The 26291-nt window shown below is 43.7% G+C and carries 17 protein-coding genes and 9 pseudogenes; 12 read left to right on the forward strand and 14 right to left on the reverse strand.

The annotated features are described in order from the left end of the window. The first annotated feature begins 205 nt into the window (after nt 1-205). On the forward strand, nt 206-829 hold the full coding sequence (locus tag OVA10_RS23500; protein WP_268197018.1) for a helix-turn-helix domain-containing protein: 624 nt from the start codon (nt 206-208) through the stop codon (nt 827-829). 245 nt (nt 830-1074) lie between these two features. Here OVA10_RS23500 and OVA10_RS23505 read toward each other — a convergent pair whose 3' ends face one another. The 6 genes from OVA10_RS23505 to OVA10_RS23525 all read right to left on the reverse strand — a co-directional run bounded on the left by OVA10_RS23505 (nt 1075) and on the right by OVA10_RS23525 (nt 6960). Continuing rightward, nucleotides 1075-1587, reverse strand: coding sequence for a hypothetical protein (locus OVA10_RS23505; protein WP_268197019.1), 513 nt, complete (start codon nt 1585-1587; stop codon nt 1075-1077). A 76-nt stretch (nt 1588-1663) separates the two neighbouring features. After that, entirely contained in the window at nt 1664-2194 is a 531-nt protein-coding gene (locus tag OVA10_RS23510) for a hypothetical protein (RefSeq protein ID WP_268197020.1), read from the reverse strand. 375 nt (nt 2195-2569) lie between these two features. Then, nucleotides 2570-3082, reverse strand: a complete 513-nt coding sequence (locus OVA10_RS23515) for a hypothetical protein (RefSeq protein ID WP_268197021.1) — start codon at nt 3080-3082, stop codon at nt 2570-2572. 131 nt (nt 3083-3213) lie between these two features. Next, a complete protein-coding gene (gene afaD, locus OVA10_RS26240; RefSeq protein WP_442788020.1) occupies nt 3214-3660 on the reverse strand; it encodes an AfaD family invasin in 447 nt (148 codons plus the stop codon). A gap of 29 nt (nt 3661-3689) precedes the next feature. Continuing rightward, entirely contained in the window at nt 3690-6188 is a 2499-nt protein-coding gene (locus OVA10_RS23520; protein WP_268197022.1) for a fimbria/pilus outer membrane usher protein, read from the reverse strand. A gap of 37 nt (nt 6189-6225) precedes the next feature. Then, nucleotides 6226-6960 carry a fimbria/pilus periplasmic chaperone gene (locus OVA10_RS23525; protein ID WP_268197023.1) on the reverse strand — a complete coding sequence of 245 codons (735 nt, stop codon included), beginning with the start codon at nt 6958-6960 and terminating at the stop codon, nt 6226-6228. A gap of 1289 nt (nt 6961-8249) precedes the next feature. On the opposite strand from OVA10_RS23525, the gene OVA10_RS23530 reads away from it, so the two are divergent. The 3 genes and pseudogenes from OVA10_RS23530 to OVA10_RS23540 all read left to right on the forward strand — a co-directional run bounded on the left by OVA10_RS23530 (nt 8250) and on the right by OVA10_RS23540 (nt 11319). Further along, nucleotides 8250-9055, forward strand: a protein-coding gene (locus OVA10_RS23530; protein ID WP_268197024.1) for an IS5 family transposase whose coding sequence is annotated in 2 segments (ribosomal slippage) — nt 8250-8600 and nt 8603-9055 — 804 coding nt in all. Because the reading frame shifts where the segments join, the coding sequence is not laid out codon by codon here. 207 nt (nt 9056-9262) lie between these two features. Next, nucleotides 9263-10486: a hypothetical protein gene (locus OVA10_RS23535; RefSeq protein ID WP_268197025.1), complete on the forward strand. Its 1224-nt coding sequence runs from the start codon at nt 9263-9265 to the stop codon at nt 10484-10486. Between the two features lie 217 nt (nt 10487-10703). Next, nucleotides 10704-11319, forward strand: a pseudogene (locus tag OVA10_RS23540) (IS1 family transposase). Between the two features lie 1312 nt (nt 11320-12631). Here the strand turns inward: OVA10_RS23540 and OVA10_RS23545 are convergent. Both OVA10_RS23545 and OVA10_RS23550 read right to left on the reverse strand, forming a co-directional pair. Continuing rightward, nucleotides 12632-13141: a hypothetical protein gene (locus OVA10_RS23545; RefSeq protein ID WP_268197026.1), complete on the reverse strand. Its 510-nt coding sequence runs from the start codon at nt 13139-13141 to the stop codon at nt 12632-12634. A 396-nt stretch (nt 13142-13537) separates the two neighbouring features. Next, nucleotides 13538-14025: pseudogene (locus OVA10_RS23550) on the reverse strand (hypothetical protein). 187 nt (nt 14026-14212) lie between these two features. Between OVA10_RS23550 and OVA10_RS23555 the strand changes: the two are divergent. Further along, entirely contained in the window at nt 14213-14749 is a 537-nt protein-coding gene (locus OVA10_RS23555; protein WP_268197027.1) for a fimbrial protein, read from the forward strand. A 468-nt stretch (nt 14750-15217) separates the two neighbouring features. Here OVA10_RS23555 and OVA10_RS23560 read toward each other — a convergent pair. From OVA10_RS23560 to OVA10_RS26250, 5 genes and pseudogenes are all read right to left on the reverse strand, one after another. Next, a pseudogene (locus tag OVA10_RS23560) lies at nt 15218-15702 on the reverse strand (DDE-type integrase/transposase/recombinase); the annotation flags it as partial. Between the two features lie 123 nt (nt 15703-15825). Continuing rightward, nucleotides 15826-15947: pseudogene (locus OVA10_RS26245) on the reverse strand (IS110 family transposase); the annotation flags it as partial. After that, nucleotides 15946-16166 (reverse strand): annotated as a pseudogene (locus tag OVA10_RS23565) (hypothetical protein); the annotation flags it as partial. The pseudogenes OVA10_RS23565 and OVA10_RS26245, both read right to left, overlap by 2 nt. 1055 nt (nt 16167-17221) lie before the next feature. Beyond that, a complete protein-coding gene (locus OVA10_RS23570; RefSeq protein WP_268197028.1) occupies nt 17222-17383 on the reverse strand; it encodes a hypothetical protein in 162 nt (53 codons plus the stop codon). Between the two features lie 709 nt (nt 17384-18092). Further along, nucleotides 18093-18588: pseudogene (locus OVA10_RS26250) on the reverse strand (hypothetical protein). Nucleotides 18589-18895: 307 nt separating this feature from the next. Between OVA10_RS26250 and OVA10_RS23585 the strand changes: the two are divergent. The 4 genes from OVA10_RS23585 to OVA10_RS23595 all read left to right on the forward strand — a co-directional run bounded on the left by OVA10_RS23585 (nt 18896) and on the right by OVA10_RS23595 (nt 21901). Continuing rightward, nucleotides 18896-19585: a DNA -binding domain-containing protein gene (locus tag OVA10_RS23585; protein ID WP_268197029.1), complete on the forward strand. Its 690-nt coding sequence runs from the start codon at nt 18896-18898 to the stop codon at nt 19583-19585. Between the two features lie 214 nt (nt 19586-19799). After that, nucleotides 19800-20846: a hypothetical protein gene (locus OVA10_RS23590; RefSeq protein WP_268197030.1), complete on the forward strand. Its 1047-nt coding sequence runs from the start codon at nt 19800-19802 to the stop codon at nt 20844-20846. 169 nt (nt 20847-21015) lie between these two features. Next, entirely contained in the window at nt 21016-21315 is a 300-nt protein-coding gene (locus OVA10_RS26255; protein ID WP_442788021.1) for a phage holin family protein, read from the forward strand. Nucleotides 21316-21544: 229 nt separating this feature from the next. Then, nucleotides 21545-21901, forward strand: a complete 357-nt coding sequence (locus OVA10_RS23595) for a D-Ala-D-Ala carboxypeptidase family metallohydrolase (RefSeq protein ID WP_268197031.1) — start codon at nt 21545-21547, stop codon at nt 21899-21901. 113 nt (nt 21902-22014) lie between these two features. On the opposite strand, the pseudogene OVA10_RS23600 reads toward OVA10_RS23595, so the two are convergent. After that, nucleotides 22015-23477 (reverse strand): annotated as a pseudogene (locus OVA10_RS23600) (IS3 family transposase). Nucleotides 23478-23760: 283 nt separating this feature from the next. On the opposite strand from OVA10_RS23600, the pseudogene istA reads away from it, so the two are divergent. The 3 genes and pseudogenes from istA to OVA10_RS23615 all read left to right on the forward strand — a co-directional run. Then, nucleotides 23761-25249, forward strand: a pseudogene (gene istA, locus OVA10_RS23605) (IS21 family transposase). Nucleotides 25250-25343: 94 nt separating this feature from the next. Then, nucleotides 25344-25529: a hypothetical protein gene (locus OVA10_RS23610; RefSeq protein ID WP_268197032.1), complete on the forward strand. Its 186-nt coding sequence runs from the start codon at nt 25344-25346 to the stop codon at nt 25527-25529. A 48-nt stretch (nt 25530-25577) separates the two neighbouring features. Next, nucleotides 25578-26073 (forward strand): annotated as a pseudogene (locus OVA10_RS23615) (hypothetical protein); the annotation flags it as partial. Nucleotides 26074-26291 lie beyond the last annotated feature (218 nt).

Genomic DNA, 26291 nt, shown 5'->3' on the forward strand with positions numbered 1-26291 from the left:
TTCCTGCTTGAAATAAGTATTTAAAGCATGCGCTGTAAAAAAGCTAATGCATGGATTTTATTTTCATGAATCATGATTGTTGTTAGCAGGCTTATTATATCGCAATGTTTTTTATTTTTACACATTTGATTGGCGTAAAATAAACTTTAAGTCATAAGGTAAGACGTTATCATGTGCTTATTAATACCTCAGGTGAGACACTTATATGGATAAGTACATGGACCTTAACTTAGATGGAAACTTCATTGAGCAGTTGTCTGTCTGCAAGGACAGTCACACTGTATATGCTGCGGGGAACCAGAAAATTCTCTTTGACGATAAAAAGGATATGTTTGTATACATAATCCAGTCAGGGACCGTGAATGTCAGACGCAAACACGATGATATTATTGTTCTTACTGTTAAAGGCCCGTCAGTTCTTGGTCTTACGAGTCTTTTTTCTGGGATCTACTATCATTACCTCTCAACTGTAACTGAGTGTCAAATTATTGCACTTAACCGGAAATCCTTACTTAACCACATAGAACAATCAAACTTATGGCGTGAAACATCAAAAGTTTTGTGTCAAGCTGCTCAGTTTTACTACCGAAGAGATGAAGCTGTCTCCGGGAGTACTGTTTATGAAGTCATAAAGAGCCATCTGGAGATTTTATGGTATTATCCGCCTGAAGATCGTCAAAAAATTTCTGTTTTTGACTTTGTAATGGGCAGAAGTAGCATCTCAAGAAGTTCGCTCAACAAAGTGTTGAAAGATCTCTCAGTCGGAGGTTATATCATTATGCAGCGTGGTAAGTTAGTTGAAATGAAGAAACTGCCTCAGCATTACTAATAAAAAGTAAATAATTACGATCGTTCTTATTTTAATTTTCCTGTTGTTGCCATGATTAGTTCAGACAATGCCAGATCTTAAAACCGGTGCTGGTGCACATTCATTCCATATTTAATAATGAAAGGAATCTAATTAATTCAGCATTGCTATATCTTAAAATAATAATGCCAATCGTTGTGCTGTATGAAAGAAAAGAAGGGGGTGTTCAAAACAAGCATCTGAACACTCCCTATTTGAAGACGGTGTCAGTATGAAAAAATACCTGCATCCAGATACATTGTGTAAGTGTCTGAAGGTGTTTTTTCTGAACCAACTTTTTTAATGACAAAATTGATTATTTTTTCGGCTGAAGAGTTAATGTGCCATCCTTCGGTACCCGCACTTTTCCAGCTACCATCGTCAAACGTCACTGTCAGTTTGTTGTCCGGATTGTTATCGCCTGAATAAGTGATGCTGGCTGATTCACCGAATTGTTTACCATGATAAGGATTCCAGCGAATCGCGCCGCTTTGATTTTCACTCAGCGCTCTCCCCAGATCGATTTGCCCACTTCCTACCACAGTACTTTCTGTTAAGTCGTCTTCACTTAAAATGCGTACGGGTGACAGGGAGATTCTTGCAGGACTGGTTTTTTCGTGAAATCTAATGTCAAAACTTTTAGAAATAACTGAGTCACCAACAATATCTCCCTGAATGGCAACTGCATTTCCGGATGAAATTATAACTATTGACATAACAATGTATTTTATAAATTGCATTTTAGACCAGTTAGTTTTCGAGGCGCAATTTTTTAAAAAAAAGTGGCAAAATTAGATAATGCCACTCATTCTTTAATTACATGGTGAACACACCAGCATCAAGATAAAGATTGTACTGATCGGCTGCCAGATTTTGTTCACCATCTGTCGATACCGAGAAGTCAATTGAAGGCCCCTGTGAGCCGCTTGCATACCAGCCATCGATCTCAATATTTTCAATCGTAGAAGGACTGCTGAAAACAACGTTCAGTTTGTTGTTGGGGTTATTAACGCCATTAAATGATGCCTTGTCTGGAGATTGACCAATTGTTGCTTTTGATGGCGTCCAGCGAATAGCAGCTCTCTGCATTCCTGTTAGCTTTTCGCTAAGCATCATCACAAGTTGTGCAACCGGGGTTTTATCTGCAACAATACCTGATTGTAGAAGTGATGTTTGATTAATTTTTAGTGTTGCGGCAGGTAATTTATTGATGATTTTTACATCAAACTGTTTAGAAACAACAGAACTGGAAACAATTTCACCAGGAATTGCTGCATGGACACTGCACTGTGACATCAGGCTAAATGCAATTGCTGTTTTAATTAGTTTATTGCGAATGATGTTCATACTATAAATCCTATTCTATAATTTTGTATATGACTCCCCGACAACCGGGGCATACTCACTATATAAGAGAGTGACTAAGGAGTAGCCGAAGAGCAATGACTATGAGGCTCGCCTTTATTCACTGAATAACTTTTCTCTACATTTTCAATGAAAAAACGATTGCCATTCAGTATACACACCTGCATACAGATGAATCGTGTACGTATGGCTCAGGACAGTTTTTCGCCACAAAAAGATGCGCCATCGAGAAGGCTGTTTTTGAAAAGCGCATAGTTTCTACTCTTGATTAACTTTCGCGAGTACATACTTACATAACGCTGCCAAATGTAACGGCATCCATGTTTATTAATAGACCTGACTGTCTCACATTTCTGACTAAATGGCGTAAATACCAGCATCCACATACATTGTATATGTGTCAGGAGCAACATTTTGAGTTCCACTGGTTTTTATTGCGATATCATATTGCATGACGTCGGTATCAGCGAAAATCATCCAGCCATCGTTTGCCTGAGACACTAAGATATTAGAAGAAAATGTAACTGTAAGTTTGTTTGCTGAATTAGCCTTACCTGAATAAGTCCTGATCGCATAACTCATTGGGTCTTGTGTACCTTTTGTCGGATCGAACCGTATTGCTGCGTACTGCGCATGCCCCAGCTTACCACCAAGAGATAACGTTGCATTGGCCAGATTCGTACCTGAAGGCAGTGTTCCTGTCTCAAGAGTATCTCCTGGCGTTACGTTAAAGCTGACAGCTGGCAAAGTCTCAGTTACTTTTACCTGAAATTGTTGCGTTGTAATTGCGCTTTCCGGAACCAGCGCATATGCATTTACGGCAGAGCAAAAAATTAAAGCAGCTGCTACTTTCGACTTACTGATATTCATACGTATACTCCGATAAAAGTATTTAGACTGATGTTTGGAAGTTTCTTGCTTTTACTGCTTTCATAATATAGCAAAAAACGCCATCCAAAAAAACTCGCATCATATTCAATATTAAACATGAGGCAAGGTAATTATATGAAAATGACACTCCCATTCAATTCGATTAAATACCTGTCTGACTTTATTTTTTGGTTTCCATGAGCCACGACAGAAAATGTGCTCTGGTAATTTGGGGTAAAAATCAACACCCCTCCTGCACTTTCATTGTCATATCGCGCGTTATTTTTTTGAATTCGAACTCGCAATATATTATCTGAATTATAGAGCCCCCTGACTGTATATGTATTGTCCAGCATTGCGGAATGTTGCGTGTTAATCCATGCCCGGAAACCTTTGTGTTTCCCATTGTATGTAAACTGAACTATAGCAATTCGGGTTCCGTCTGATATCTGTCCAGCCATGAGTGAAGAGGTTGGTCTGACTTTTATTGTCAGCGGCTCGGCTGAGTTCGCCACGCTGCGGAACATAATTAAGGATAATGTACAAAGAAGTAACATTAATATCACTGATTTCGACATCTTAATTTCATCCACTGTTTTTTATTACCTCAGTCACATTGCACATTTAATTTATACATTCCCGCCTCTTTCGGAATGTCAGCTAAACTGTATAGACTGGTACACGTGCCATTCTTCCATTTTACTACCAGTTTTCCTTCATCAGGTAAGCCCGTCATATATACCTGCCCTTTGTCACCCACTATTCCAGCAGCGGACTGATGCTCTGCTACATTGACGATCGCCCCAAAAGGTACTACCTCATAGCCTTTGTATTTCAGTGTCATGAGAGCCTTATGACCTACTCGCGGCATGAATTTTGCTGAGACAACAGCACCTTGCGTTGGAACAACCCTGAAATCTGTCTGAGGCAGTTCCACGCTCTCAGAAAGATCCCCCGGATTAAGGCTGACGGTATTGACCTGGTAGGGAGTGAGGTATGAAACGGTGGTGTACCCTCTTGAATCAGTCTTTACGCCGGATGAGCCATTGACAGCGACCCCTGCCGCACCCGGAGCTTCAATAAGTGCAACAGTATCCCCGAGTGTCTGGCTAAATGTCAGGCCGTTACGGTGAAGCAGCATGCCACCGGATATCTGAGCCCCAGCCTGGCTCATTGACGGGCTGTAGCTGTAACTTCCCCCGGCCTGTCCGAACTTGCCTGACCAGGAGACTTGCAGTGCACTGCTTTTGCTGTCTGATTGTCCTTCCTGATATCGCTCTCTGATATCCCAGTACAACTGGTTATCATGCCCATAGCCATTGAGTCCTGCCTCATGCGATATTCCCTGGTCTGAGGGGGATGTGGCCTGATAGGTAGCGGTGACCTGACTGCCGAAAACCTCTTCAAAAGGTACACTAAGTGACAGGCTGGCCTGCCTGTCCTTCGTGTTTTTGCCTTCACGGTCTACGCGTCTTGCCTGAGAGAGACCAAGAGACAAGGATGCTCCAAAAACACTGAAGCTGTATGTGAGCCCGAGTGAATTATCTTGCCCTGAACGACTGAGGTAGTTTGTTCTGCTTGCGTTAAGGCTTAAGAAACCGAGATGCCCAAGCGGCTGGCTGAGCTGAAGGGATGTGACAGATTTTCTGGCGTCACTGCTGTTGTCCTGAATTCCGTTTCCCTGAGATGGAGAGTTTCTCCAGCTATCAAGAACTTCAGACAAAGAATGGTAGTTACGGCTGGTAAAACGTGTTGCCGTAGCGGTGAAGGAAGTATTTGTTGATTCTACAGATTTACTGTAACGCAAGCGCCAGGCTGTGCCGCCTTCGGTATTCTTTCCCTGCATCTCCCCCTGACCAAGGAGAGCGTCTATAGACACTGCCCCCAGTTTCCCTAGCGACTCTCCAAGCCCGATAGCCCCTGCACGATAGTGTTCGGCTATCTGAAGGCCTGTATAAAGGGTCATATTCAATGGAAGACCGTATATCAGAGTGGCATGGGCAATTTTTGCCATGCGAATATCTGAATCCGCGGGTCTGTAACGCCCTGCCATTATGCTGTACTCTGTGTAGCCCTTGCGTACCGAAATGGCCGGTGTCTGGTAAGGGATCGTGAAGACCTGATTTTTACCATCAGCTTCTCGTACAGTAATATCCAGATTGCCGTTTGATGAACCCGGAAGTGATAAGTCAGATAGTTCAAAGGGGCCTGGTGCTATGCTGGCATTATAAATGACATAACCGTTCTGGCTTACTTCAATGGTTGCCTGCGTCCGCGCAATGCCACGGACGACGGGTGAAAAGGCGCGTTGATTATAAGGAACCATATTCTCATCGCTTGCAAGCATTGTGCCGCGAAAGGGGATGCTTTCGAATATGTTGCCGGGTGTATAACGATCGCCAAGGGTAAGCCTGCTTTTGATTTTTCTGAGATTACGCTCGGCGTAAGTGTACACGTTTTGCCACTTTTTACTTTGATCAGTGTTCTGCCCGCTAGTCTGGTTACGCAATCGCCATGCGCCGAAATTTACACCCGGCTCAAACTGACCATATGTATTGACCTCACCTGCGGTACCTCCGGAGTTTTTGAGGGTTTTACTCGTGTTTACCCGATAATTAAGCTGAAACACAGGAATTCCATCATCCCACATTTGTTCCGGAGCAAGCCCTGACATTGCAGTGCGCATGCTGGCCTGAGGTATGTTGATTAAGAGTTGCAGATTGTTAAACTCAAAATGTGCAGAAGCCATTGGAATGGATGCAATAGCATTACACTCGCTTTCATTTTCAGAGAAAGTGTAATCCTCAACCTTCACACCGTAACGTTCCAAATCATCTCTGCTCAGACAAGGTTGTAATGAGGCTACTTTAGCATTTTCAGTTTTTTCAGATATGAAAGCCACATCCCGGGTCTCAACGACATCGCCATTGAGCACTATATCAACAGTGTATGTCCCGGGTAATTGGCTGCCCTCATTGAGCAAAGACATATCAATGCCTTTGCTGTTTTCACCTAACAAACTCTCATCGAATACATATTTATCGGCGTAGCAATAACCTGGAATGCAGGCAACACTTGCCGTTATTGAAATTAAAGTAAACTTCATTTCTCAGTCTGCAGATAAGCCGCGGAAATAAGACTCATTACGGCAGCATAACGCTGAATGGACCGCTTGAACTCCCTTCATCTGTGATTAATGTCCAGCTAAGCTCACCAGACGAGCCCGCAGGGATTGTGAAATCTTTTGTGCCAAAAGGGGGAATATAATCAGGATTCGCAATTTCGTTCTTGCCCGCCTTCAATGTTCCGAACGACATAAAGAAAGGCGTTTTATTGCTTGCCTGAATTTTATCTCCATGCCGTGCCCATGCAATTGATTCCTTTACAAAAGCTGGCTTTTGCTGCAGATCTCCAGGACGAACCAGAAGCTTAATGCAGCGGGATACTCGAACCTTGATTTGAAGTTCAGCTTCTTTAACTGCTTTTTTTTCGGCATCGTCAATCCATTCATCGCCAAGTTCCGGGGGGATGCCTGTAACACAAAGCCACTTAAGTGACTCTCTGTCGTTCTGTTCACTGCTTCCGCTCATAATAACTCGCACGCGGCTCTGTTGCTTCCCGTCAAGTCGAAAAACTGGAGGCGTAACGATGAATGAGGCCGGCGTCGATTTGTTTTCTTCAAGAACTAAAGACTGGACCAACATCGGATATTCATTTGGGTTGTTAACCTGCATGAAAACGCCGCCTGAGTTTTCAGGGTAAATGAGCCGTGTGCCGCCCAAACCTACTGAATAGGACTGAACTTTCTGTTTCAGGTCATTGCCTGCAGCATTAGAATGCCCTGAGTTTAAAACAGAGCATGCGATCAAACCTAACATGCGTGCATTTCTTTTAAAATTTAACAATGCTGATGCCTCTGGTTGTTATTTGTACATAAAATGTAAAGCTGTGCCTGTTGACGATGTGTACAGGCATTGTTAATGGTTAGACGGTGTTTTCCGTGAATTATATCAAGATAGCCTATGTGCTCAAAGACAATGAATTGTTCAATAAAACCAACGACCAGCATCAAAATAACCTACACAATGTGTTTGTGGTCTGTTTGTTTTCTTCTGGCGACTCGAAATAAATTTGTCGTTGCATGTTGCATGTTGCATGTTGCATGTTGCATGTTGCATGTTGCATGTTGCATGTTGCATGTTGCATGTTGCATGTTGCATAAAAGCAACATGTTGTGAATTCAGAACGCATCTTTCTAAACTGCATATTAAATAAGCTCCCCTCCGGCTATGTGTTATGGCTCGGCAGTTACTGTGATTGTTTAAAAATATCACACCCATTAAAAATAATTTAACTGTGTGGGGAGGTTATAGATATGTGTTACTAAATTAATAAAGCCTGCAACCCCGAATTAATAAATTGTCATGCCGGGATTGCGTTGCCCGATAAGATGAGGCTTTATTAGGGGGGGGATTCTTTAAATATAAAAACTCAACCCCGGCGTAATAAAGATAAAGGCGGGGGCAGCCAGCACTGCTTGCCGGGTATTAATACTCAGCCTGTTGGCCACTTTAGGTTAGTGTGTGCTATTGCTGGTTGGTTATCATGCTGTAAATAAAGGGCCACATCCAGGAACTCAGGTAAAAGCATACAATCATGTAGGATTCTTTCGCATTTAACATGCGCTAAAAATACTTTTCAACACACCATATGATTTTAAGGCGACTTCATCCTGATTCTGTCCTCAAAAAACTTGCACACCCCAGTCAGAATATTGTGATGATTTATTGTATAGCCCCTTGTGAGGATCCCTCTGGACACAGGTGGAGGGATGACCATTCATTTTCGCCAGAATATGCAGCGATAATGGACCGAGTAAAACCGTTGTTTCGAGATCACCTGTCCTTGCATGACTATGATGCGCAACCAGCTGAGGTATAGAAACATTCAAGGGATTATTTTGTCCAAACATGATTTATTAAACAAGATGCATTGATTTTTAAAAGACATTGCATTAAAGGCGTAACGTGTGAGATTTTACAGCTACTAGAAATGTCAAAATCCTGTCGCAGAAAAGGATACCCTGTTGCTATAAGTACTGTAACTTAGAACCTATCCCAAAAGGAATTGTCAGGTAATAAGTGATGGCAATTTCTGAGAGCAAAGTATGGCGGGCAACAAGTGGCAGATCAGCGATGAACTCTGGGAAAAAATGGCTCGACTCATCCCGGAACACAAAACTCAGCACCCATTGGGTACGCATCGCAAGCGCGTTGATAATCGTGCTGCAATGAATGCCATTTTCTTTGTGCTCAGAACGGGTTGCCAGTGGAATGCTCTGAATGCCACAGGAATATGCTCGTCAAGCTCAGCCCACCGCCGCTTTCAGGAGTGGCGGGATGCCGGAGTGTTTGAACGCTTCTGGCAGAACGGGCTGCTTGCCTGTGAGCAACTGGATGCTATTGACTGGTCGTGGCTGTCGATGGATGGCTGTATGACCAAATCACCGCTGTCTGGCTCAAAAAAACAGGCCGCAACCCCACGGACCGCGGGAAACAGGGGGTAAAGCGAAGCCTGATGACGGATGCGAACGGACTGCCACTTGCTGTAGTTGTCGCCGGTGCAAATACCCACGACATAAAGCTGGTTGCAGATACTCTCGACGCCCTTCAGGCGGGCAGACCCGGCAGAAGGCTCCGCCTGTGCATGGATAAAGGGTATGAAGCCGGATGGCTGGAAGCGTATCTGAAAGACCGCCGCTATGAACCTCATATCCAGTCACGGAAAGAGGAGTCAGAAGCCATCAAAAACACGGATTTTATGGCTCATCGCTGGGTTGTGGAGAGAACGCACAGTTGGATGAATCGCTACCGCCGCGTCCTGACACGTTGGGAAAAGAAGGTCGAAAATTATGAAGCGATGCTACATTTTTCCTGCGGCGTCATTGTCTGGAATAAAATCCTATTGGGATAGGCTCTTAAGTAGCTTTGCTAATGTGTTTCACAACACAACTGTTCAATAATGGTGGTAAGTTTAGCGAGTGTGAGCGACAGATATAGCGCTGAAAACCATCCCCCATGTTGATTTTTTTCGCAGGGAAAATAATAGCTTATGATTGTTGCGCTTCAGGGTTAAATACGACACTTACAAACTCAAACCAAACAGAGGAAATACTCAATCATGACAATTCCAGTTTATACTAAATCTATAGAAATCCCGAGAAGTGAACGAGCGGTAATTTTTTTTCGTTATTATGCCCCATGGGGTGACGGTTCTCCAGAGGGGTGGAAAATTCCGGTCCCTCCTCCACAGGTGAGTGTTAATGGCGTCACTCAGCAGGTGAAACTACTTTTTTCCCTGAACAGCGGGGATGAAAACCCACCTGAGCCGTGGGCTTATGAGAAATATATTAATGGTCAAACGCAAGGAGGGTTTGACCAGCACGCACAATATTACTCTGTAATAATTGAGCCAGATGTTACACAGAACAGAAATGCAATTGTCACGGGGATCTTTCAGGTCGCCGGATATTATTCAGTCGTTGCCTATATGAATGTAAGTGAGGATCTTTTTCGGTATTCTTATACTATTCCATTTTTAGATAAGGAGCTGGATGTTTCTGACCCACAAGGCAATCCATATATAGAGGGTAACAACAGTGTTTTCTATTACAACAATCAAAAAACAACAGGTGTGTTAGCGCCCTCACATAATGACACCAAAATAATAACAGGAAATACTAAAAGAGCTGGAGAGGTATATTTTTACAGGCCGACAATGTCCACATCAGTTTCCAACTGGGGCGAAGATGTCGCATCTGATGGTTGTAGCAGGGACTATCTTTATACAAAGCAAGCACAAAATCATGAGGTGCTTATTTTGAGAATAAAGTTACCAATTACATTCGTACGCAATGATTCTCCTGATGTCGTTTTTGGAGAGTATGAATGTCGTGAACTGAGTGTGAACTGTAATATTTCAAGTCTTGATAGCGTACAACCCTTACTGGATTACTGGAGTGTTAGCAGTCGAATGCTTAATGAATTCAAAGATAGTAATGGTTATGCTTATGTCTTTTTCGCACCAACGCATTATACTCAACAAAAACACAGCGAACAGGCCGCTCTGCCACAGCATCCACCGGTAATAACATGGGGTAATTACACCGGTTACCTGCTTGGAGAGCCAACTCATTCTGTTATTATTCGCTACAGGGATCCGGACTCTAAATGGCAGGGAAACCCTGGTAATTCACAGTGTTATTCAGAGGCTTTTCATTCTCCTGTCACTGCCGCCGAACTCGCGGAATATCTACCGGAACTGTTCGGTGGTACACTGGCAGAATTTGAGGGTGGGAACATTGGAGAAGTTAATCAAAATCGTCCATGGCCTACAGTGGAATAAGTATGCACTTACGCTTCTCATCATCTGAGAATACTACTTACATACATTAAAACGTATTCCTGTCGTGGAATAGGTGAATTACTACTCGCAAAGACAGCCCACTAACATTATCGAATGTAAAATTAATATTAGTGGGCTGCATCGTTGAATTACATTTATGAGGGAGATTCCTCTAATTGTTTGAATCTGATGTATAATGTGACATTAAGGCTATCTCATAGTCAGCGTTAACGTTCATTTCCACCGTTGTCATCCTGCTCAGGTTTAACGTCATGGCCAAAACCCTAAAGGCATTTCGATGCCGTGCTTGCCACAGCATTTTTCAACTCACTTTCCCATTAACAATCGCGTATACAGGTAGTTAAAGAGCAGATCACTGAAATGACCTTTAGCTATACGGGCAGAAGACAGAAAATTGACATTAACACCGCCATCCGGACTAAAAAAATTGCGCCAAAGCAAATCACGTCTTCGCCCGTTGGCCATTCTGATGTGGCGCTCTTTTGCGAACTCGATGAGCAAAGGAGTTTCGCTGGCAGTAAAGCACGGCAGCACTTGCTTTGGTACGCGTACAACACAAAGAATGCGGTGTTATACTGGCTAACAATTTTGGCTCCCGAACCGATGAAATCAGCCGGGAGCTGCTACCACTGCACATGCAATTCAACATCGGCATGATCAAGAGCGACGACTGGTAAAGCTATGGCCGGGAGGTGTCAAAGGATAAGCATCTTATCGGCAAAATATTCACCCAACGCATTATGCATAATAAACTGATGCTCCGCACTTCCACTAAGCGGCTGGCTCGTAAAACGATCACTTTACTGCGCTAAGTTGAAACCACGAAAAAGTCATCGGAGTCTTTATCGAAAATGAAATGTTATACTAACCGGAACCATCACCTGTTTAGTTAACAGGTCGAGGATGAATTTTTAACTATAGTATGTTCAGTTGCATCATCTTCCGGGTTTTCATTTGTTGCTATCGTGAAAAATTCCCTGTCAGGGGTCGCAGTCAATAATTCATATGGACTAACGACTGATTTCCGCTGTTACACGCCCATTTCATATCTTACTCTTCAGCAGGTCAATGCCGTCAGTATCTTTTTATGAAAGTATGGAACTGCCTCAGAAAAGACTTCAGGGTTGTTCCGACTGAAGGTAACGTTGTTTCAGCAAAAATCATGACACGAGTTGTCTCATAAGACTATGATTCCGCTGAATAGGTCACCGGGCACGGTTGTACCATTTATTGGCAATGGTGAATGTCGCAGATCATACATCTTAAGTTTGAGTTTGAGTTTGATGATGAGGGACTGATATATAACGTGTTTATTCGAAGAATGAAGGTTTGTGGAAAAGAGAAGAGCGCTGCGTGTACCGCTTCATACAGTTTCGCAAAAATATCTACCATGCATAAAATAAATGTAGAATGCGGCTGAGATAATAAATAACAGTCTAGATAATTAAACCGTCGACATTATTGATGACGATGTAAGTTAATTGTGTATTATTCTTTTTCATTTTACAAAGTAAAAAAGAAACAACTTACAGTAAAAGTCAGGGCGACTTCTTCACTTATAGCAGTGCAGATTTCTGATCCTACATACACTGGTTGATATAGGTCACCTTAGTCACCTCGGGGCATAAAGGTTTCAGGCATGGAAAGACACATAGCATTCCGGTGGACATTAATAATGTAGATCAGTTAAGAGGTCTGTATGACACTGAAAGTAGTTTTCGGGGATGGTATAAAGTGTTAAAACAAATCAGATGGAAAGATATTTTTCAATATTAAGAGTAATAAGTGCGTATTTCATATTGTACTAACAGTCATCACAATGTGAAATCAGATAAAATATGTTAAGCAGTTGTTTTTATTTTAATCAGACTGCAATTTTCAGGGTGAGGGGCGCATTAACATCATGGTTCTTTAGGTTAGTGCATGCACCCACGCAGCTAACTTTGTATTACCTCATAACATTAATTTTTATCGGTAATGATTTCAGTGCAGGATAGTACAATATAATGATGAGATTTTATATTTATGTTAATCGGAAGATTGATGCCACTTTAAATATTTTAAATGTGGCATCTTGTTACAGTTTGTTATCAATGGTAATACAGAATTTACTAAACTACATGATTAGATGGTGTATACACCTGCATCCAGATACATGCTGTAGGTATCTGGTATTACTGTCTGTTGGCCAAAAGTGAAAAGGTTAACTTTGGTCACGCGGGTTTTAGTATTATTGATAAAGTACCAACCGTCCGTGCCTGAATTTGCAGTTGTTCCATCAGGAGAATCGAATGAGACAGTCAATTTATGGTTACTGTCAGACTGGCCATTAATGATTGCGGTGTCACTTTGGCTGCCCAAGGTAACTTTAGATGGAGTCCAGCGGACGGCTGGGTATTGTGAGGATGTTGCATTACCACTGAACGTAATCTCAGCAGTACCTACAATTGTGCCTGCGGAGACTGAGCCTGATACTTGATTCAATGCTGGGGTAAGGCTCAAGGAGACCGCAGGAAGTTCTTCTACAACTTTAAAATCAATTTGTTGAGACACCACATTATTTACAACGCCACCCGCGTATGCAAATGAGGATGTCATTAGCGCAATTAATAAGGAAATTTTAGTGAGATGCATGTGTAACTCCGTTTATTTAGTTAATTATTATTCACTTTAAAGTGATAATTCATACTACCATTGAATATAACCCCCTGAAAAGTCAAAATTAAATAACTAGAGCATTAAAATTACATCATCTGAATTCACATCTGGTTTTCCGAGTGAAAAATTCTGCAGGTTATTCTCCATCTCAGACAGGGGCAGACAGAGCGCTATAAGTGATAATTTCTAAAGGTAAACATGTGCGAATTTAAAAACCATCCCACTCTGAACCTTAAAATAGTTTATCAGGTTAATTCGAAAGAAAGCTCAGTTGTTCAGTTTTGTGATATTCTCAGAGGCACGGACATTGAATAATGTTTATTCATCAATAGATTCTAAGAGTCTGTCTCGACAGAGATTTTTCCAAGATAATTAGACCACATGCAACATGGGTTCGTAATATCGGCTTTCTTTTGCCATCGGGTCAGGATTCGGCGAAAGCGATTCATCCAGCTATACTTTTTTCGACACCCCTGCGATGGGCTCTAAAGTCAGTGCTTTTACTGGCATCTGATTCTTATTTACGGGACTGGATATGGGGCTCGTACGGCGACCGTGTAAATATGTTTTTGCCAGCCGCATCGTAAGTGTTGTCCATGCAGAGCCTGATTTTTTCGTCCCGGACGGCCCGTCTGAAGGGCGTCGAACCCATCAGCAACCAGTCAGCAAATCGTTATGTAATTCACAAGCATCGCACCATTCCTGGATGCGCCGGTCTGCAGAACTCGATGAACATATCCCGGTGGTGTTCAGGGCTTTCTACCGGCAGCCGGTTCTGAGTACGAGAATATGGCATCCATGACAGACGATGAGTGCCGGGCGAGTTATTGGTTTCGTTCTCAGGGAAATAGCGGTGCCATTTTTCTTCAGAGTACATAGCTGCTCCGCCATTTTCTGCCTGCCATCTTTTCACCTTCAGAAATTATCAGTTACGACATTCTTACAAGCCCTTTTTGGGTGTACTTTAACATGGGGTATTTGTGTAAATTTAAACTTGTGACGCATCTTTAAGCAAGATATCTTAAAAAAATCATATAGGTGACGAAGATGATAAAAAATGCATTGTCAACTCTAATGTACTGCGGTCTGGCGTGTTCTTTCGTTTCTGGTGCCTCGCATGCCGCAGGGAGTGGTTCTGGAACCGTAACATTCACAGGCACAATTATTGAGGCGCCTTGCTCAATCGCGCAGGAGTCTGCAGATCAAACAGTCAACTTGGGTCAGGTTGCTCTTGAGGTCCTTAAGCAAGATGATAACCAAGGATTCAGCACGCCAGTGCGTTTTAGCATTAAACTCATTGATTGTTCTGTGGTGGAAGAAAAAGCTAGCGTAGTGTTCAGGGGAGTTACCTCCCCTACTCCCAACGGATTGCTTACAACAACAGGTTCAGCAAATTTTGTCTACATAGGTCTGAGAGACTCAGATGGTACCCGGCTACCTATTGGTGCGTATTCTAATCGAGTTACGCTCGTTAATGGCTCCAACACTCTCGACTTCTCCGCTTTCGTACAAGGTAACGGAAGTGACGAGCCTACGCCTGGTGACTTCACAGGTACTGCCATTTTCGAGATGGAATATTTTTAATCCCCCCACAGAAAAACCACTTACTAATAGAAAAAATACACGGAGTGTTTTTTCTATTTTTATCTTTTTTCTGCATGTTTTGACATGGATATATTCTTTCACTCGATATAACCTAAGTCAATCCGGTTTTGAACATGCTTACCTCTAAGCATATTGCTCACTTCACGGTGAGTTTACTGGTGGGGCACTAAATCACAAACGGATTACGATTTTCTTCAAACTATACAACGAATGCATGATTTTTTAATGACGTCAAAATATCAGTGGTTTGATGAAATAAATTTTCCAGCGTTATCAAAAAGCATCATAGTTACAAACGTTCGAACCAGTCTATATGTCTTTTCACGAGCGAATGTAATACTTATTCCAGCCGTACTTACCGGGCGAACGGGTATTGTGATGACATCGAGCACAGCTTCAACTGAGATTGAAGTGTACTGGCACTAGCGTACACTATCATTTGTTCTTTTATTTAGCAGCCATGCGATAAGAGTTCTTCTTGAGGTATGCTGGTGAGAGATTACCCTGCCGTGAATGACGACGCTGCCGATCGCAGAAGCTCTCCATGAGGCGTTGTTGTAGCAATTCCCCTTACGCTACATTGACGTCTTCATGCCGAACTGGTGCTTGATGGCATGATAATCATGAGCACTGTTCTGGGAGCCAGGAGCAGAGTGGTGGATCACGCCGTTCGCTGTACGCCAGCTCATGATGGCCATAAACAAAACCTGCACGGTGAGCTCCTGTGCCATTTGCTCACCCATAGCGTAGTCCACGCTCTCGCACGTGAACTCCTCTTTAATGCAGGCCAGATACAGCCAGCCCTCCAGGGTCGCGATATAGGTAATATCAGCCACCCAAGCCTGATCGGAAGCCGTTAGTGCAAAGATCTGCTCTGGCAGATTAGGCACGACTGGCAGACTGTGATTCGAGTTGGTTGTGGCGATAAGCTTACATCGCCTCCCTGCGTATTACTATGAAGGAGAGCGATGCCCCCCCTGTGCAAGCATAGTTGTCGCCTCAAACCTTGAAAAACGCCGTTATTACCCGATCTCGATGGATGTTATTGGGTGATCTCCGTTCATGAAAATACGCACCGGGTAAAGAGGGTGAGCAAGAACTCGCTGTTCCACCTCAAGGGCCCCACGTCGTCTTTTTGCTTACGTAGTGTGATGAGCTGGTGTGCCAGGCGAGTCATGCTGTGTAAGGTCAAATATCATAGGCATGAGCTTGGTTTATCGTTGGGTAATGCCCTATCGAACAATCGTTTACCTGAACGTTCAACGGCGTGATGGGTATCTTTACAGACATCAAAGCCAGTAAATACCTGGACTGATTCGTAATCGCTGGATTTGGTCGTTCTGTCTCCTTGTTGATACGGGGTGGGCCTTACCTGGCCCCTATTATCGGTTACCAGCGCCCCATCAGACCCGGAGTCCTCCGTCATCATTCCGGGTCTGACTTGCTAAGACTCCTGGTATAGGGGTGTGAATAAGGTAACGGGGCATCAAAAAATCCTAAATATTTTTTTTGTAAGGATTTTATTAATATGGTTACTTTTCGAGAATGCATCACGGGGCCAGCTTAGTAGGGGGTTATATTAGCAGCTAAGTTTACGTGTCAAATTCATCGGGATGATATTACCAGAGATAGGCCCGATTTTAGTTATGGCGTAATATTTAATCAATTTTTTATTTGAGTCTGCACAAAAAAAAGCCGCACGGGGCGGCGAAAACCTTCTGGGAAAAATAACTCTATCTTGATATTGGGCAAGAATCGCTAAACGCAGATACAATATAGCACACGCAAGGTTCTTCCCTTGGGTATTTTTGAGTGTTCACCATCGTAATTCTGGTTTTTTTAGTGCTGTAACAGCCCTTCATCCATGTGAACTAAGGCGTTGCATTTCAGGTTTTGGATAATTCTTCTCGCTGTCGGAGAGAACGTGTTAAAAAAGTTACCTTGTAGCGATTTTTTTAAAACCACCTGCATTTAATTCTTTCGAAAGTCATCCAAAGGAGGAGATGTATTGCGAATATGTTTGTAGTACAACTCGCGTAAGCAAACTTTCTGTTTTTCAGGCAGATTAGTCGACTCTACAGCTTCTTCAATAGTCATTTTCAGATGCAAGGTCAGGACCTGTATTGCAGTAAAGTAAAACTCCATAAAATGCCTTTTAAGTAATGAGCAGGCGGGCTGAAGCCCTGACTACGTATGAGCAAAAAATGACATGAAAAGTGAATTTGCTCATGGCGTTATTTCTTTCAAAATAATTAGTTCGATTGCCACCACTATAAAAAGACAAATGGCTCTGAACGTAATATCGGCCCCTGTAACGGATTTACTGCACTTAGGGCACAAGATATTCTTGCTGTCATAATGGTCGTTGCATAAGTAGCAAAATTTTTTAGTTGAACTCATTGCTTTTATCTCTGTAAGGTCTGTCACATCCAAAACATTTATTGCAGAACCTTACTTTTTCATTAACTGTATTTGTCGCATCAGGATTTCTGAGTATTTAGTGCAAATTTCTTTTTCTACAACGTCAGGCACACGTAGCTTTGCAAGCGCTGTTTTAAAGTCTATATTTAATTCATTCATGAGCAGAAAAACTGCCGTCAGGTAGTAGTTCACAATCCTTCTCCTTTATTTTCTATATTTTATGTTGATTTACTTCATTTGCTCAATAGCAATGGAATGAAGTGACTCAAATGCGGAATGAAATGCACCCGATGCGCATTAATGTACATTCTGTGTTTTCCTGTTGAATTCCACACTGCTAACAAGTGTAATATTACCTGTGGGAATAGGTGGTATTGTGTTTTTTCTTGGCATTCAAGACATCATCAAATCCGGGTGCGATTTTTTTACAGACCACTTTTTATCTCTGACCAGGTATTGAGGAAATTTTTGATATCTAATTCCTTTATGTATATCAGCAATTCTTTGCGCGATATTTAAGCATCACGACACCATGTCCATCTGCGTCATATAGAGTCTGCATCCTCAGTACGCTTCAGGCCTGCCTGCCATTCTTCTGGCGGAACGCTACAGGATGGCGAGCATAATGTGAGCACCATCGCTCTTGTTACGGGCATGCACAGTGCATATAACTTCAGCCGGGGGTTGTGGCGGAAAGAAACTGGACACCCCAGGTATTAAATGTTGTTGACGGAGGAAAGTGTTTTTCTTCACTCCAGCATGCGTCAGGTTGCCTTATATTCCTTTGATGTTGCTTGCTGGCGTATAACAGAGAGCAGGTTCGTCAGAGAGTTTAATCTGGAACCGGCTTTGTTGAATAAATCAGAGTGAGAGGGCAGAATGGTCCCCACCGGAATTGCCGTTATACAATGCGGATGCTGTTCGGCATGACCGACAACGTCATGTGGTTTACCGCCTTAACCATTGCCATCGCTTCCCCCACCTGCGCGTCACAGTCTCTCAGTCCCGGATTACCGCCCGGCAAGCTCTGGATTCGGAACATCGCCGTTTATGACACTGACCGCCGGTGATGAAGATGCTTCCCTGATTTTCCGGGGGGCTGGTCAATCAGTCCCGGCAGTGCCTGCGCATCCGTCATTTAGCTGAGCGGTAAATCGGCACGAATAATCTTATGCGTCGTACTGCATGCGGACAGAGAGTAATCAGGGCTGCGCAACGGCAGACCCATAAGCTTAAAAATCAAGTCAACGAAACCCTGTAAAGCCCGAAGCCACAGGCTGTACTCTGTCAGTCCATGCAGCAATAGCAGACTCATCAAGCCAGACTGTCAGCGAACCGCGCTGCCTGAGTGCTTTGTTGTTGCGCCAGTCGGTGGTTTTTAACTTTTTCTTTTCCATAGAGACCCGATTCTCAAACGACTGTAGCGTTCAGAGTTGCCAATCATCTAAACGTTCGGTTTATTTAACAAAGCCCTGAGTAATAATCGGTGCCATTTTCCCCCAGAGTTCATCGCTGATCCGCCATTTTCTGCCTGTCATCATTTCACCTTCAGAAATTATCAGTTACGACATTCTGACAATCCCTGCTGGTGTAGGTGCTTAATATCTAATTGGAACATACGGATAGTTAAAAAAAATAAAAATTATCCCTTTCCCAATCAACGATTATGTATTTAAATAAAACGCAATGGATACAGGAGGGAATATGTACATTGATTTTGCATGGGAATATCTAAAGCGAAACAAAGAATATGTTAATGACTGGAATAATTACTCTAAACGCACTGAGACAATGAGCGAGGTTATTGAAAAAAACAATTTCGCAGAGAGGAAGTGGGGGCTTCTCGAATTTGCCAATCCTAATTTGAGTGCTGAAAACAATGTGTTCTGGAGTCAGGCAGTCAGCACCAGGAGCGCCAGGATAACATTATCAAAAACTGGTGATATACCCGCTTCGTATATACTTATGAATAGAAATCAGTTCCAAAATAAAATATTGGTTTTATCCGATGGCTCTGCATGTGTTAAAGTGTATAATGAAAACTCTTATTTCCAGTTTTTTTTGAGCGCATCAGATCTTTGTGAAAATGATATTGAAAATAAATTTGTATATATTTCATTAAACCCAAATTGCTTTGCCACCATTAAAAGAGTAATGCTGTTTTTGTTAGATGGTAAATATGAGAATTCCAAAAAATGCGAGCATGCAAAATCACTTAGAGCTTATGATAAGTATTTATCTGGTATGACTCACAGAGATATAGCAAATGAAATATATTCAGAAGAAGCCAGGGTGAATCATTGGCATAGTGATTCCTGGCTACGGGCAAAGGTACGGTACAAAATACAAAGAGCGAAATCGATGATTAATGGTGGATATCATGGTATTTTGTAAGTATTTAAAATCTGGGTTTTATATGTAACTTGATTATTACGATGTGAAGTAATTATGTGAATTATATGGTGAGTGTTTTTTAGATGTTTATAAAAATTAACAGTATGATTTTATAAGAAACAAGGAGGGCTCGCTACATTAAATAGGAATTTTGAACTTTCTATTTAGAACGCATTCATTTTATATCCACATAGCAGAGATATAAAATGAATTAATGTTCAGAGAATTAATTTCACCTTATCACATCAAAGATGTTTTTTGCATCTATTGTAAAAATGATGATGGTGAGAGGAAATGTAATGCAAGCTTTATCTCTATAGTAATTAAAATTCAAAAGGTGAATTTCAAAATGACTCAAAAAGCATATGAATTGAATGTATCAGCTGTTCCTAACCCTAGCAGCAGCAGCACAAAAGTTATTGCTACATTATATAATGATGGTGTAGCTCCTCCTAATGGGACTCCTGTTACATTTACCGCTTCCGGAAATGCATTTTTTTCCAATGGTTCTAATACTATTACAGGCTATCTTACAGCAGGCCGAACGGAGCAGATTTTAAGTGTTGCCAAAGATGAAATCGTTACGGTGGAAGCAATTGCAATGGGGTACACGCAAAGTACTCAAGTAACATTCACTACAGAGCCTGTCTTGAATGCTATGTCTGTTATGGCTGGCGGCTTTACGTATACACCTGAGCAGGGTTTTCCTAAAACAGGTTTTAGCATGGCAAAAGCTTTGTTTTATATCAATGGAAGCGCTGATTTAAATTCTCAGCACGAATGGAGTTGTGATCAATCCTGGGTCTCCGTTACAAGGGGGGGGGAGTTAATTTTCACAGGGGCGCCAACCTCAGAAACCAAGAACGTAACTGTAACTGCCAGACCATTATCAGGCGTTGGGCGGATTTATCAATATAGTTTCTCTCTGGAGAAGTGGTTTATTAATAATGATGACATTTCAATGAACTGGTCAGATACTCAAACCTGGGTCATGCAGTCACCGGAAAATGCTCTTGCGACAGTTCAGGAAATAAACGGTAGTTCTGATTATGGTAACGGCATTCGTGGAGTTGTAGGTAGTGTCTGGTCTGAGTGGGGTAATATGCTGGCATATACTAATTCTGGATTTGTACCTGGTGGTTACTGGTCAAGTGAAAAAAGCACTGATGGTTACCATTACTTTATTGTTCTTGATCGGGGTGAATGTCGCAGTGTTATTGATGAAGGACTGTGCCATACCTTGTGTTATCGCAGGATTTAATAGCAAACAAAAGAAAAACGCAAAGCGGTAACTTATAAAAAACAATGCAACTTGAATGAGTTGCATTGTATTGTTATTTCCTGAGTATAATATTACATTTGATATGGCTATATGTGCACAGGAATTACCATTAAATAAAAACTGAAATGAGGTGAATATTTATACGTATATGCAAAGCGCTCCACTTCATGGGGTTTTTCTTTCATTTCTTTTGGCGTTTTTTAGTAGTTTTCATCATGGGGAAACTATTTTCAAGTCTATAACTGAGGGGTTTTTATGCGCACTTATAACTTTTGGTATTGTTTCTTCTCTGGATTTCTTTTCCTTTCCTCAGTCGCTCAGTCCTTGTGTTGGGGCATGCGTCAGCCTTCTCGGATTTGAAAAAGTCAGCGTAATGGTTGATATTCAAATAGAGAAGGCAATTAAAAAACTGGGTCAAGAAAAGTACAATCAGATAGCTCGGAAGTAATAATTAAATAACCCTCAACTCGAAATTTATATCCTGCATTATGATTCGCATTCTAATTATTTGAGGTTGAGATATCATGGCAAAACCGGGCCAACACTTATAGTCTAGAGTGTGTCGAGCATAAAGTGGGCATTGTAAACCTCACTTAACATTAGCAAATTTAATTTGTCGTCACTAAACGGAAAGGAAATCTTTCCTTAATATTTAATCCTGTACATAGGGGGATTGCGTGCTGGATAGTTCAGGTTTTTTTGATTATAAGGAGTTTTCCTGTCATTGCGGATGTGGTTATAACGCAGTATCTCAGGAGTTGATTACTGTTCTCATTGATGTCAGGACATACTTTTGTAAGCCCGTTATCATTAATAGTGGATGCCGCTGTGTTGTTTACAATAAAGTAGTCGGGGGGAGAGATAACTCACAGCATATTTCTGGCTGCGCTGCAGATATAGTGGTTAATGAAATCCCCTCAAAAATTGTTGCTGACTATCTTGAGAAAAAATACCCGAAAAAATATGGCATTGGCCGCTATGAAGGATTCACTCATATCGATGTCCGTGAAGTTGCATTTCGCTGGCGAGGATAACCGAATATTTTAGTATGGAGCTCTAACCTGATTTTGGTATGCTAATTTGAGTATCAACATCAGGTTTCTTTATGAAATAAACATGTCGGCGTTTTTCAAGATAGATGTCGTTTTTATGTTGCCCGGCGATATTCATTCTCGGGATTAAGTGCCACTGTGCTGACTGGCGTCCAGTTGCGAGTTTTTCCTGACCAACGCTCTGGATGTTGGAATCGGGCTGCTTCGTAGTCGACTTCCCGTTGTTTGAGTAGTTCTTTATCCAGCCCCTGGTGTTTTGCCCTGGCGTGACAAACTTAATACCGCTATTCCGATGCTGGTGTTGTACCAACGGATGAAACTGTGCACCCACTTTCGCGCCTCACTTATATTGTTAAAGCCCTCGCTCGGACATTCGGGGCAATATTTCAGCGTACGAAACAGTGACTCTGAATAAGGATTGCCGTTGCTGACTCGCGGTCTGCATGAAAGATGAGCAGACGCCAAGTTCGTACATTTTAGCCAGCATAGTGAAGCTCTTCACTGGCGCACTGTTGTCTGAGTGTAAGATCAGCACACTATTCCGAAACTTTTCCATAATGACGGCTCGTTGTAACAGGGCAGCTGCATATTCTCCACGTTTTACTTCCCGTACTTCTGCCGCTATTATTTCTGGTTGTACACATCCATTATCATATACAGATAGTATCTCTCGCCTTTCACCTCTCCCGTTAAATGGGTGATATGCCAGGACCACAGCTGATCAGGAAGCTGGACGGGCGTGCATAAGTTCCATGGGGTTTCCCGTTTCCCCTATGATGCAACGGGTTCTCAGCTTTCAGGATCCGGTAAAACGTTGATTCTGAAGCAAGATATATTCCCCGGTCGGCCAGCATGGAAACTATCCTCGATGGTGGTAGCGAGGCGTACAGTGCTTCTGGGCAGACCTGTAGCACTTGCGCCCTCTCATGTTCTGTCAGCTTATTTGATGGTGCTGGTCGCAGGGCTAATGGACGTCCGTAAGCTTACACCGTGCCGCCACGGAACCATCGCTTGAAGGTGCGATGCATGATCCCTGCCACCCGACACGCCTTTGCACACATGGCTCCACTTTTTACCGCTTCCTTTATAAGCCGGAATATTCGCTGCCTCTCCAGGTAAGAGGTCAGTCGTCCTCTTCGTTGTTCTGGAGGGCTGACAACTTTTCCTGGAGTACCAACAGAGCAGCCATTTTGGCCAATCCCCTGTTTTTCCGATGCAATTCTTTTTCTAGAGCACGGATACGACTTTTCTCTGTTCGGAGAGCCCTCGGCTCATAGGTGTTCTGGCGATGTTTCGGGTGGTTAGCTGTCAGACAGTTTTGCTTCCAGTCGGCGAGATACTCAGGGTAAAGCCCATTTTTACGGCAGTATTCAGACAGTGAGGCAGTCTCAAGCAAAATGGTAAAAATTTGCTCAGCCGATAGTTCAGTACCGGGTTCTTTTTTTCGGATAATAAGTTCCTCAAGTTCCCGTTGTTTTCGCCAGGCATGTACCGTAGCAGTACCAACGCCAATATCATGTGCAACCTGTCTGAGAGTCCAGTTATGAGGCGGCATCAGGTGCATGATAGCGCGCTCTCTTAAATCAGGTGCGATCCGATGTTTAGCCATTTTATAACTCCAGCCCCCAGTGAATAATTCACGCGACAAGTATCCTGTCACTGGGGGATTTCGATTTGTTCCGGCCAAATCTGGCCATTCGTCGGAATCCGTGATCCTGGCTCCGGAATCCTCGATCGGATTGTCAGAATGGGTGATCCCGTTGTCGGAATCCCGCGCTTTTCACTTTAAAACAATGGACAACACTTTCTCCTGATAACACATCTCCCGCAGACGTGTCGCCATGGCAAGACTGAGAACGCGGATGAGTAAAATTAAAGAACTGCTGCGCCTTAAATTTGACTGTCACCTGCCCAACAGGAGCATCTAGCCCTGTCTGAATATCGGGTGTAGCACCGTATCTGATGTGGCCCCCCCCTCCAGGGGAAGCCAGCTGGCGTGGCCCCTGCCGGAAGGTATGACGGAATAACAACTCGAGGCGTTGCTCTATACCGGGCGAGCCAGCGACAGTCATAAACGGATGCCGGACTTCCCGGTGTGCCATCCGGGACTGAAGCGTAAAGGGATGACAAAAATCCTGCTCTGGCAGGAATATCAACAGGATGCCGGCGAAAATGCCTACGGCTACAGCCAGTTCTGCAACCTCTACAATGACTGGCTGAAGCTACAAAAACGCAGTATGCACCGGCATCATGTCGCCGGAGAAAGCTGTTCCTCGACTTCTGCGGGCCAACAATCCCGGTCATCAACCCGGATACGGGTGAAGTGAGACAGGCGCAGATCTTCGTCGCCACGCTGTGTGCCTCAAACTACACCTACGCCGAAGCCTGCGAAAACCAGCGACAGGAAAGCTGGCTGATGACCCACGTCAGGGCGTTCGAGTTCTTCTGTGGCGCACCCAGCTTCTTGTGCCGGATAACCTGAAAGCGGCGGTAAGTCGCGCAGACCGCTATGAGCAGGTACTGAACGAGAACTACCGTAAGCTGGCCCGCCCTTACAACACGACAGTGATCCCGGCGCGGCCACGCAAACCCAAAGATAAAGACGTTCTGGTTGTGGAGCGCTGGTTCCTGATGCGGTTGCGGCATGAAGTGTTCCACACGCTGGACGCGCTGAATCTGACCATCAGTGAGCTACTGCAGGATCTGAATGAGCGGCCGTTCCGCCGTTTACCGGGTTGCCGGAAAAGCCTGTACGAAAAACTGGATAAACCTGCACTGAAGGCGCTGCCGCCATAGCGGTATGAATACGTTGATATCCTCCAGGCAAAGGTCGGTCCGGACTATCACGTGCAGTACGGCAAAGATGCGTAATCCGTCCTCCACGCGCTGGTTGGCAGCCATATCTATATCGAGGCTGTTCGCCTCGATCACCGTGGAACACTGGTTGCCCAGCATCCACGTGCGCAGCAACAGGGCGGCTTCACCACGCAGGCAAAACATATGCCGGAGTCGCACCGCCGGCAAGGCCAGGCTACTGTCCCGGGAGAAAGCATCTGCAGTGCCACCCGTGCAGTGGTGACCTGACATCTGCACCACCGGGCACATCCGGAACAGGCTTACAGGACCTGCCAGGGGCTGCTCAATCTCAGCCGCGAATATGATGATGCCCGGCTGGAGAATGCCTGCCAGCAGCCGCTGTTACTTGAGCGCCAATGGCGACAAGTGCTCCTGAATCTGCTAACGAACCACCGGGACCAGCTGAAAGACGAAGCGCCGGATGAATCCCTTGTAGAGCACAGCAATCTACGCTGTGCTGGGTACTACAACTGAGGAAAAAATAATGCACAACAACCTGCTGGAACAGATAAGGCCCCTGCGGCTGGTGCATATGAGTAACGCGCTGGAGCTGCAATGGTCATAGCCCATGACCTACAGCTTCGAGGAGCGTCTGGAGCTTCTGCTGGAGCACGAACTGCTGCAGCGTAAGGTCTCGAATGCCAATCGCCTGCGAAGACAGTCAAAACTGAGACTGGATGCGCAGCCTTCACAGCTTGATTACAGGCCGGAACCCGACGGTTGCCGATACACTGATGGACCGGCTTCTGCATAACGAGCACCGTGTTGAGTTCAGAGGTGAATCAATGCTTAAACTGGCGCAAACCGATCAAACGAGTTAAAAACCACCGACTGGCGCAACAACAAAGCACTCAGGCAGCGCGGTTCGCTGACAGTCTGGCTTGATGAGTCTGCTATTGCTGCATGGACTGACAGAGTACAGCCTGTGGCTTCGGGCTTTACAGGGTTTCGTTGACTTGATTTTTAAGCTTATGGGTCTGCCGTTGCGCAGCCCTGATTACTCTCTGTCCGCATGCAGTACGACGCATAAGATTATTCGTGCCGATTTACCGCTCAGCTAAATGACGGATGCGCAGGCACTGCCGGGACTGATTGACCAGCCCCCCGGAAAATCAGGGAAGCATCTTCATCACCGGCGGTCAGTGTCATAAACGGCGATGTTCCGAATCCAGAGCTTGCCGGGCGGTAATCCGGGACTGAGAGACTGTGACGCGCAGGTGGGGGAAGCGATGGCAATGGTTAAGGCGGTAAACCACATGACGTTGTCGGTCATGCCGAACAGCATCCGCATTGTATAACGGCAATTCCGGTGGGGACCATTCTGCCCTCTCACTCTGATTTATTCAACAAAGCCCTACAGCGATTGTCTTGTGTATGAGGCTAAAAAATTAGATGAATGCACAGCGTGATGAAAAATGAAAATTCTGATTTTGAGAAGATTTTTTAGCGCCAATAAATAAACATTATACGTTTAATTTTATGATAAATATAGCATTTGATAATTTGAGAATATTAT

Origin of the sequence: Lelliottia sp. SL45, assembly GCF_026672535.1 — a bacterium.
Classification (GTDB): domain Bacteria; phylum Pseudomonadota; class Gammaproteobacteria; order Enterobacterales; family Enterobacteriaceae; genus Enterobacter; species Enterobacter nimipressuralis.

Bases quoted from the DNA above. Each gene is read 5' to 3' on its own strand.
- OVA10_RS23500 (WP_268197018.1), top strand. From the start codon at position 206: ATGGATAAGTACATGGACCTTAACTTAGATGGAAACTTCATTGAGCAG.
- OVA10_RS23505 (WP_268197019.1), bottom strand. From the start codon at position 1,587: ATGCAATTTATAAAATACATTGTTATGTCAATAGTTATAATTTCATCC.
- OVA10_RS23510 (WP_268197020.1), bottom strand. From the start codon at position 2,194: ATGAACATCATTCGCAATAAACTAATTAAAACAGCAATTGCATTTAGC.
- OVA10_RS23515 (WP_268197021.1), bottom strand. From the start codon at position 3,082: ATGAATATCAGTAAGTCGAAAGTAGCAGCTGCTTTAATTTTTTGCTCT.
- afaD (WP_442788020.1), bottom strand. From the start codon at position 3,660: ATGTCGAAATCAGTGATATTAATGTTACTTCTTTGTACATTATCCTTA.
- OVA10_RS23520 (WP_268197022.1), bottom strand. From the start codon at position 6,188: ATGAAGTTTACTTTAATTTCAATAACGGCAAGTGTTGCCTGCATTCCA.
- OVA10_RS23525 (WP_268197023.1), bottom strand. From the start codon at position 6,960: ATGTTAGGTTTGATCGCATGCTCTGTTTTAAACTCAGGGCATTCTAAT.
- OVA10_RS23535 (WP_268197025.1), top strand. From the start codon at position 9,263: ATGACAATTCCAGTTTATACTAAATCTATAGAAATCCCGAGAAGTGAA.
- OVA10_RS23545 (WP_268197026.1), bottom strand. From the start codon at position 13,141: ATGCATCTCACTAAAATTTCCTTATTAATTGCGCTAATGACATCCTCA.
- OVA10_RS23555 (WP_268197027.1), top strand. From the start codon at position 14,213: ATGATAAAAAATGCATTGTCAACTCTAATGTACTGCGGTCTGGCGTGT.
- OVA10_RS23585 (WP_268197029.1), top strand. From the start codon at position 18,896: ATGTACATTGATTTTGCATGGGAATATCTAAAGCGAAACAAAGAATAT.
- OVA10_RS23590 (WP_268197030.1), top strand. From the start codon at position 19,800: ATGTTCAGAGAATTAATTTCACCTTATCACATCAAAGATGTTTTTTGC.
- OVA10_RS26255 (WP_442788021.1), top strand. From the start codon at position 21,016: ATGCAAAGCGCTCCACTTCATGGGGTTTTTCTTTCATTTCTTTTGGCG.
- OVA10_RS23610 (WP_268197032.1), top strand. From the start codon at position 25,344: ATGACCTACAGCTTCGAGGAGCGTCTGGAGCTTCTGCTGGAGCACGAA.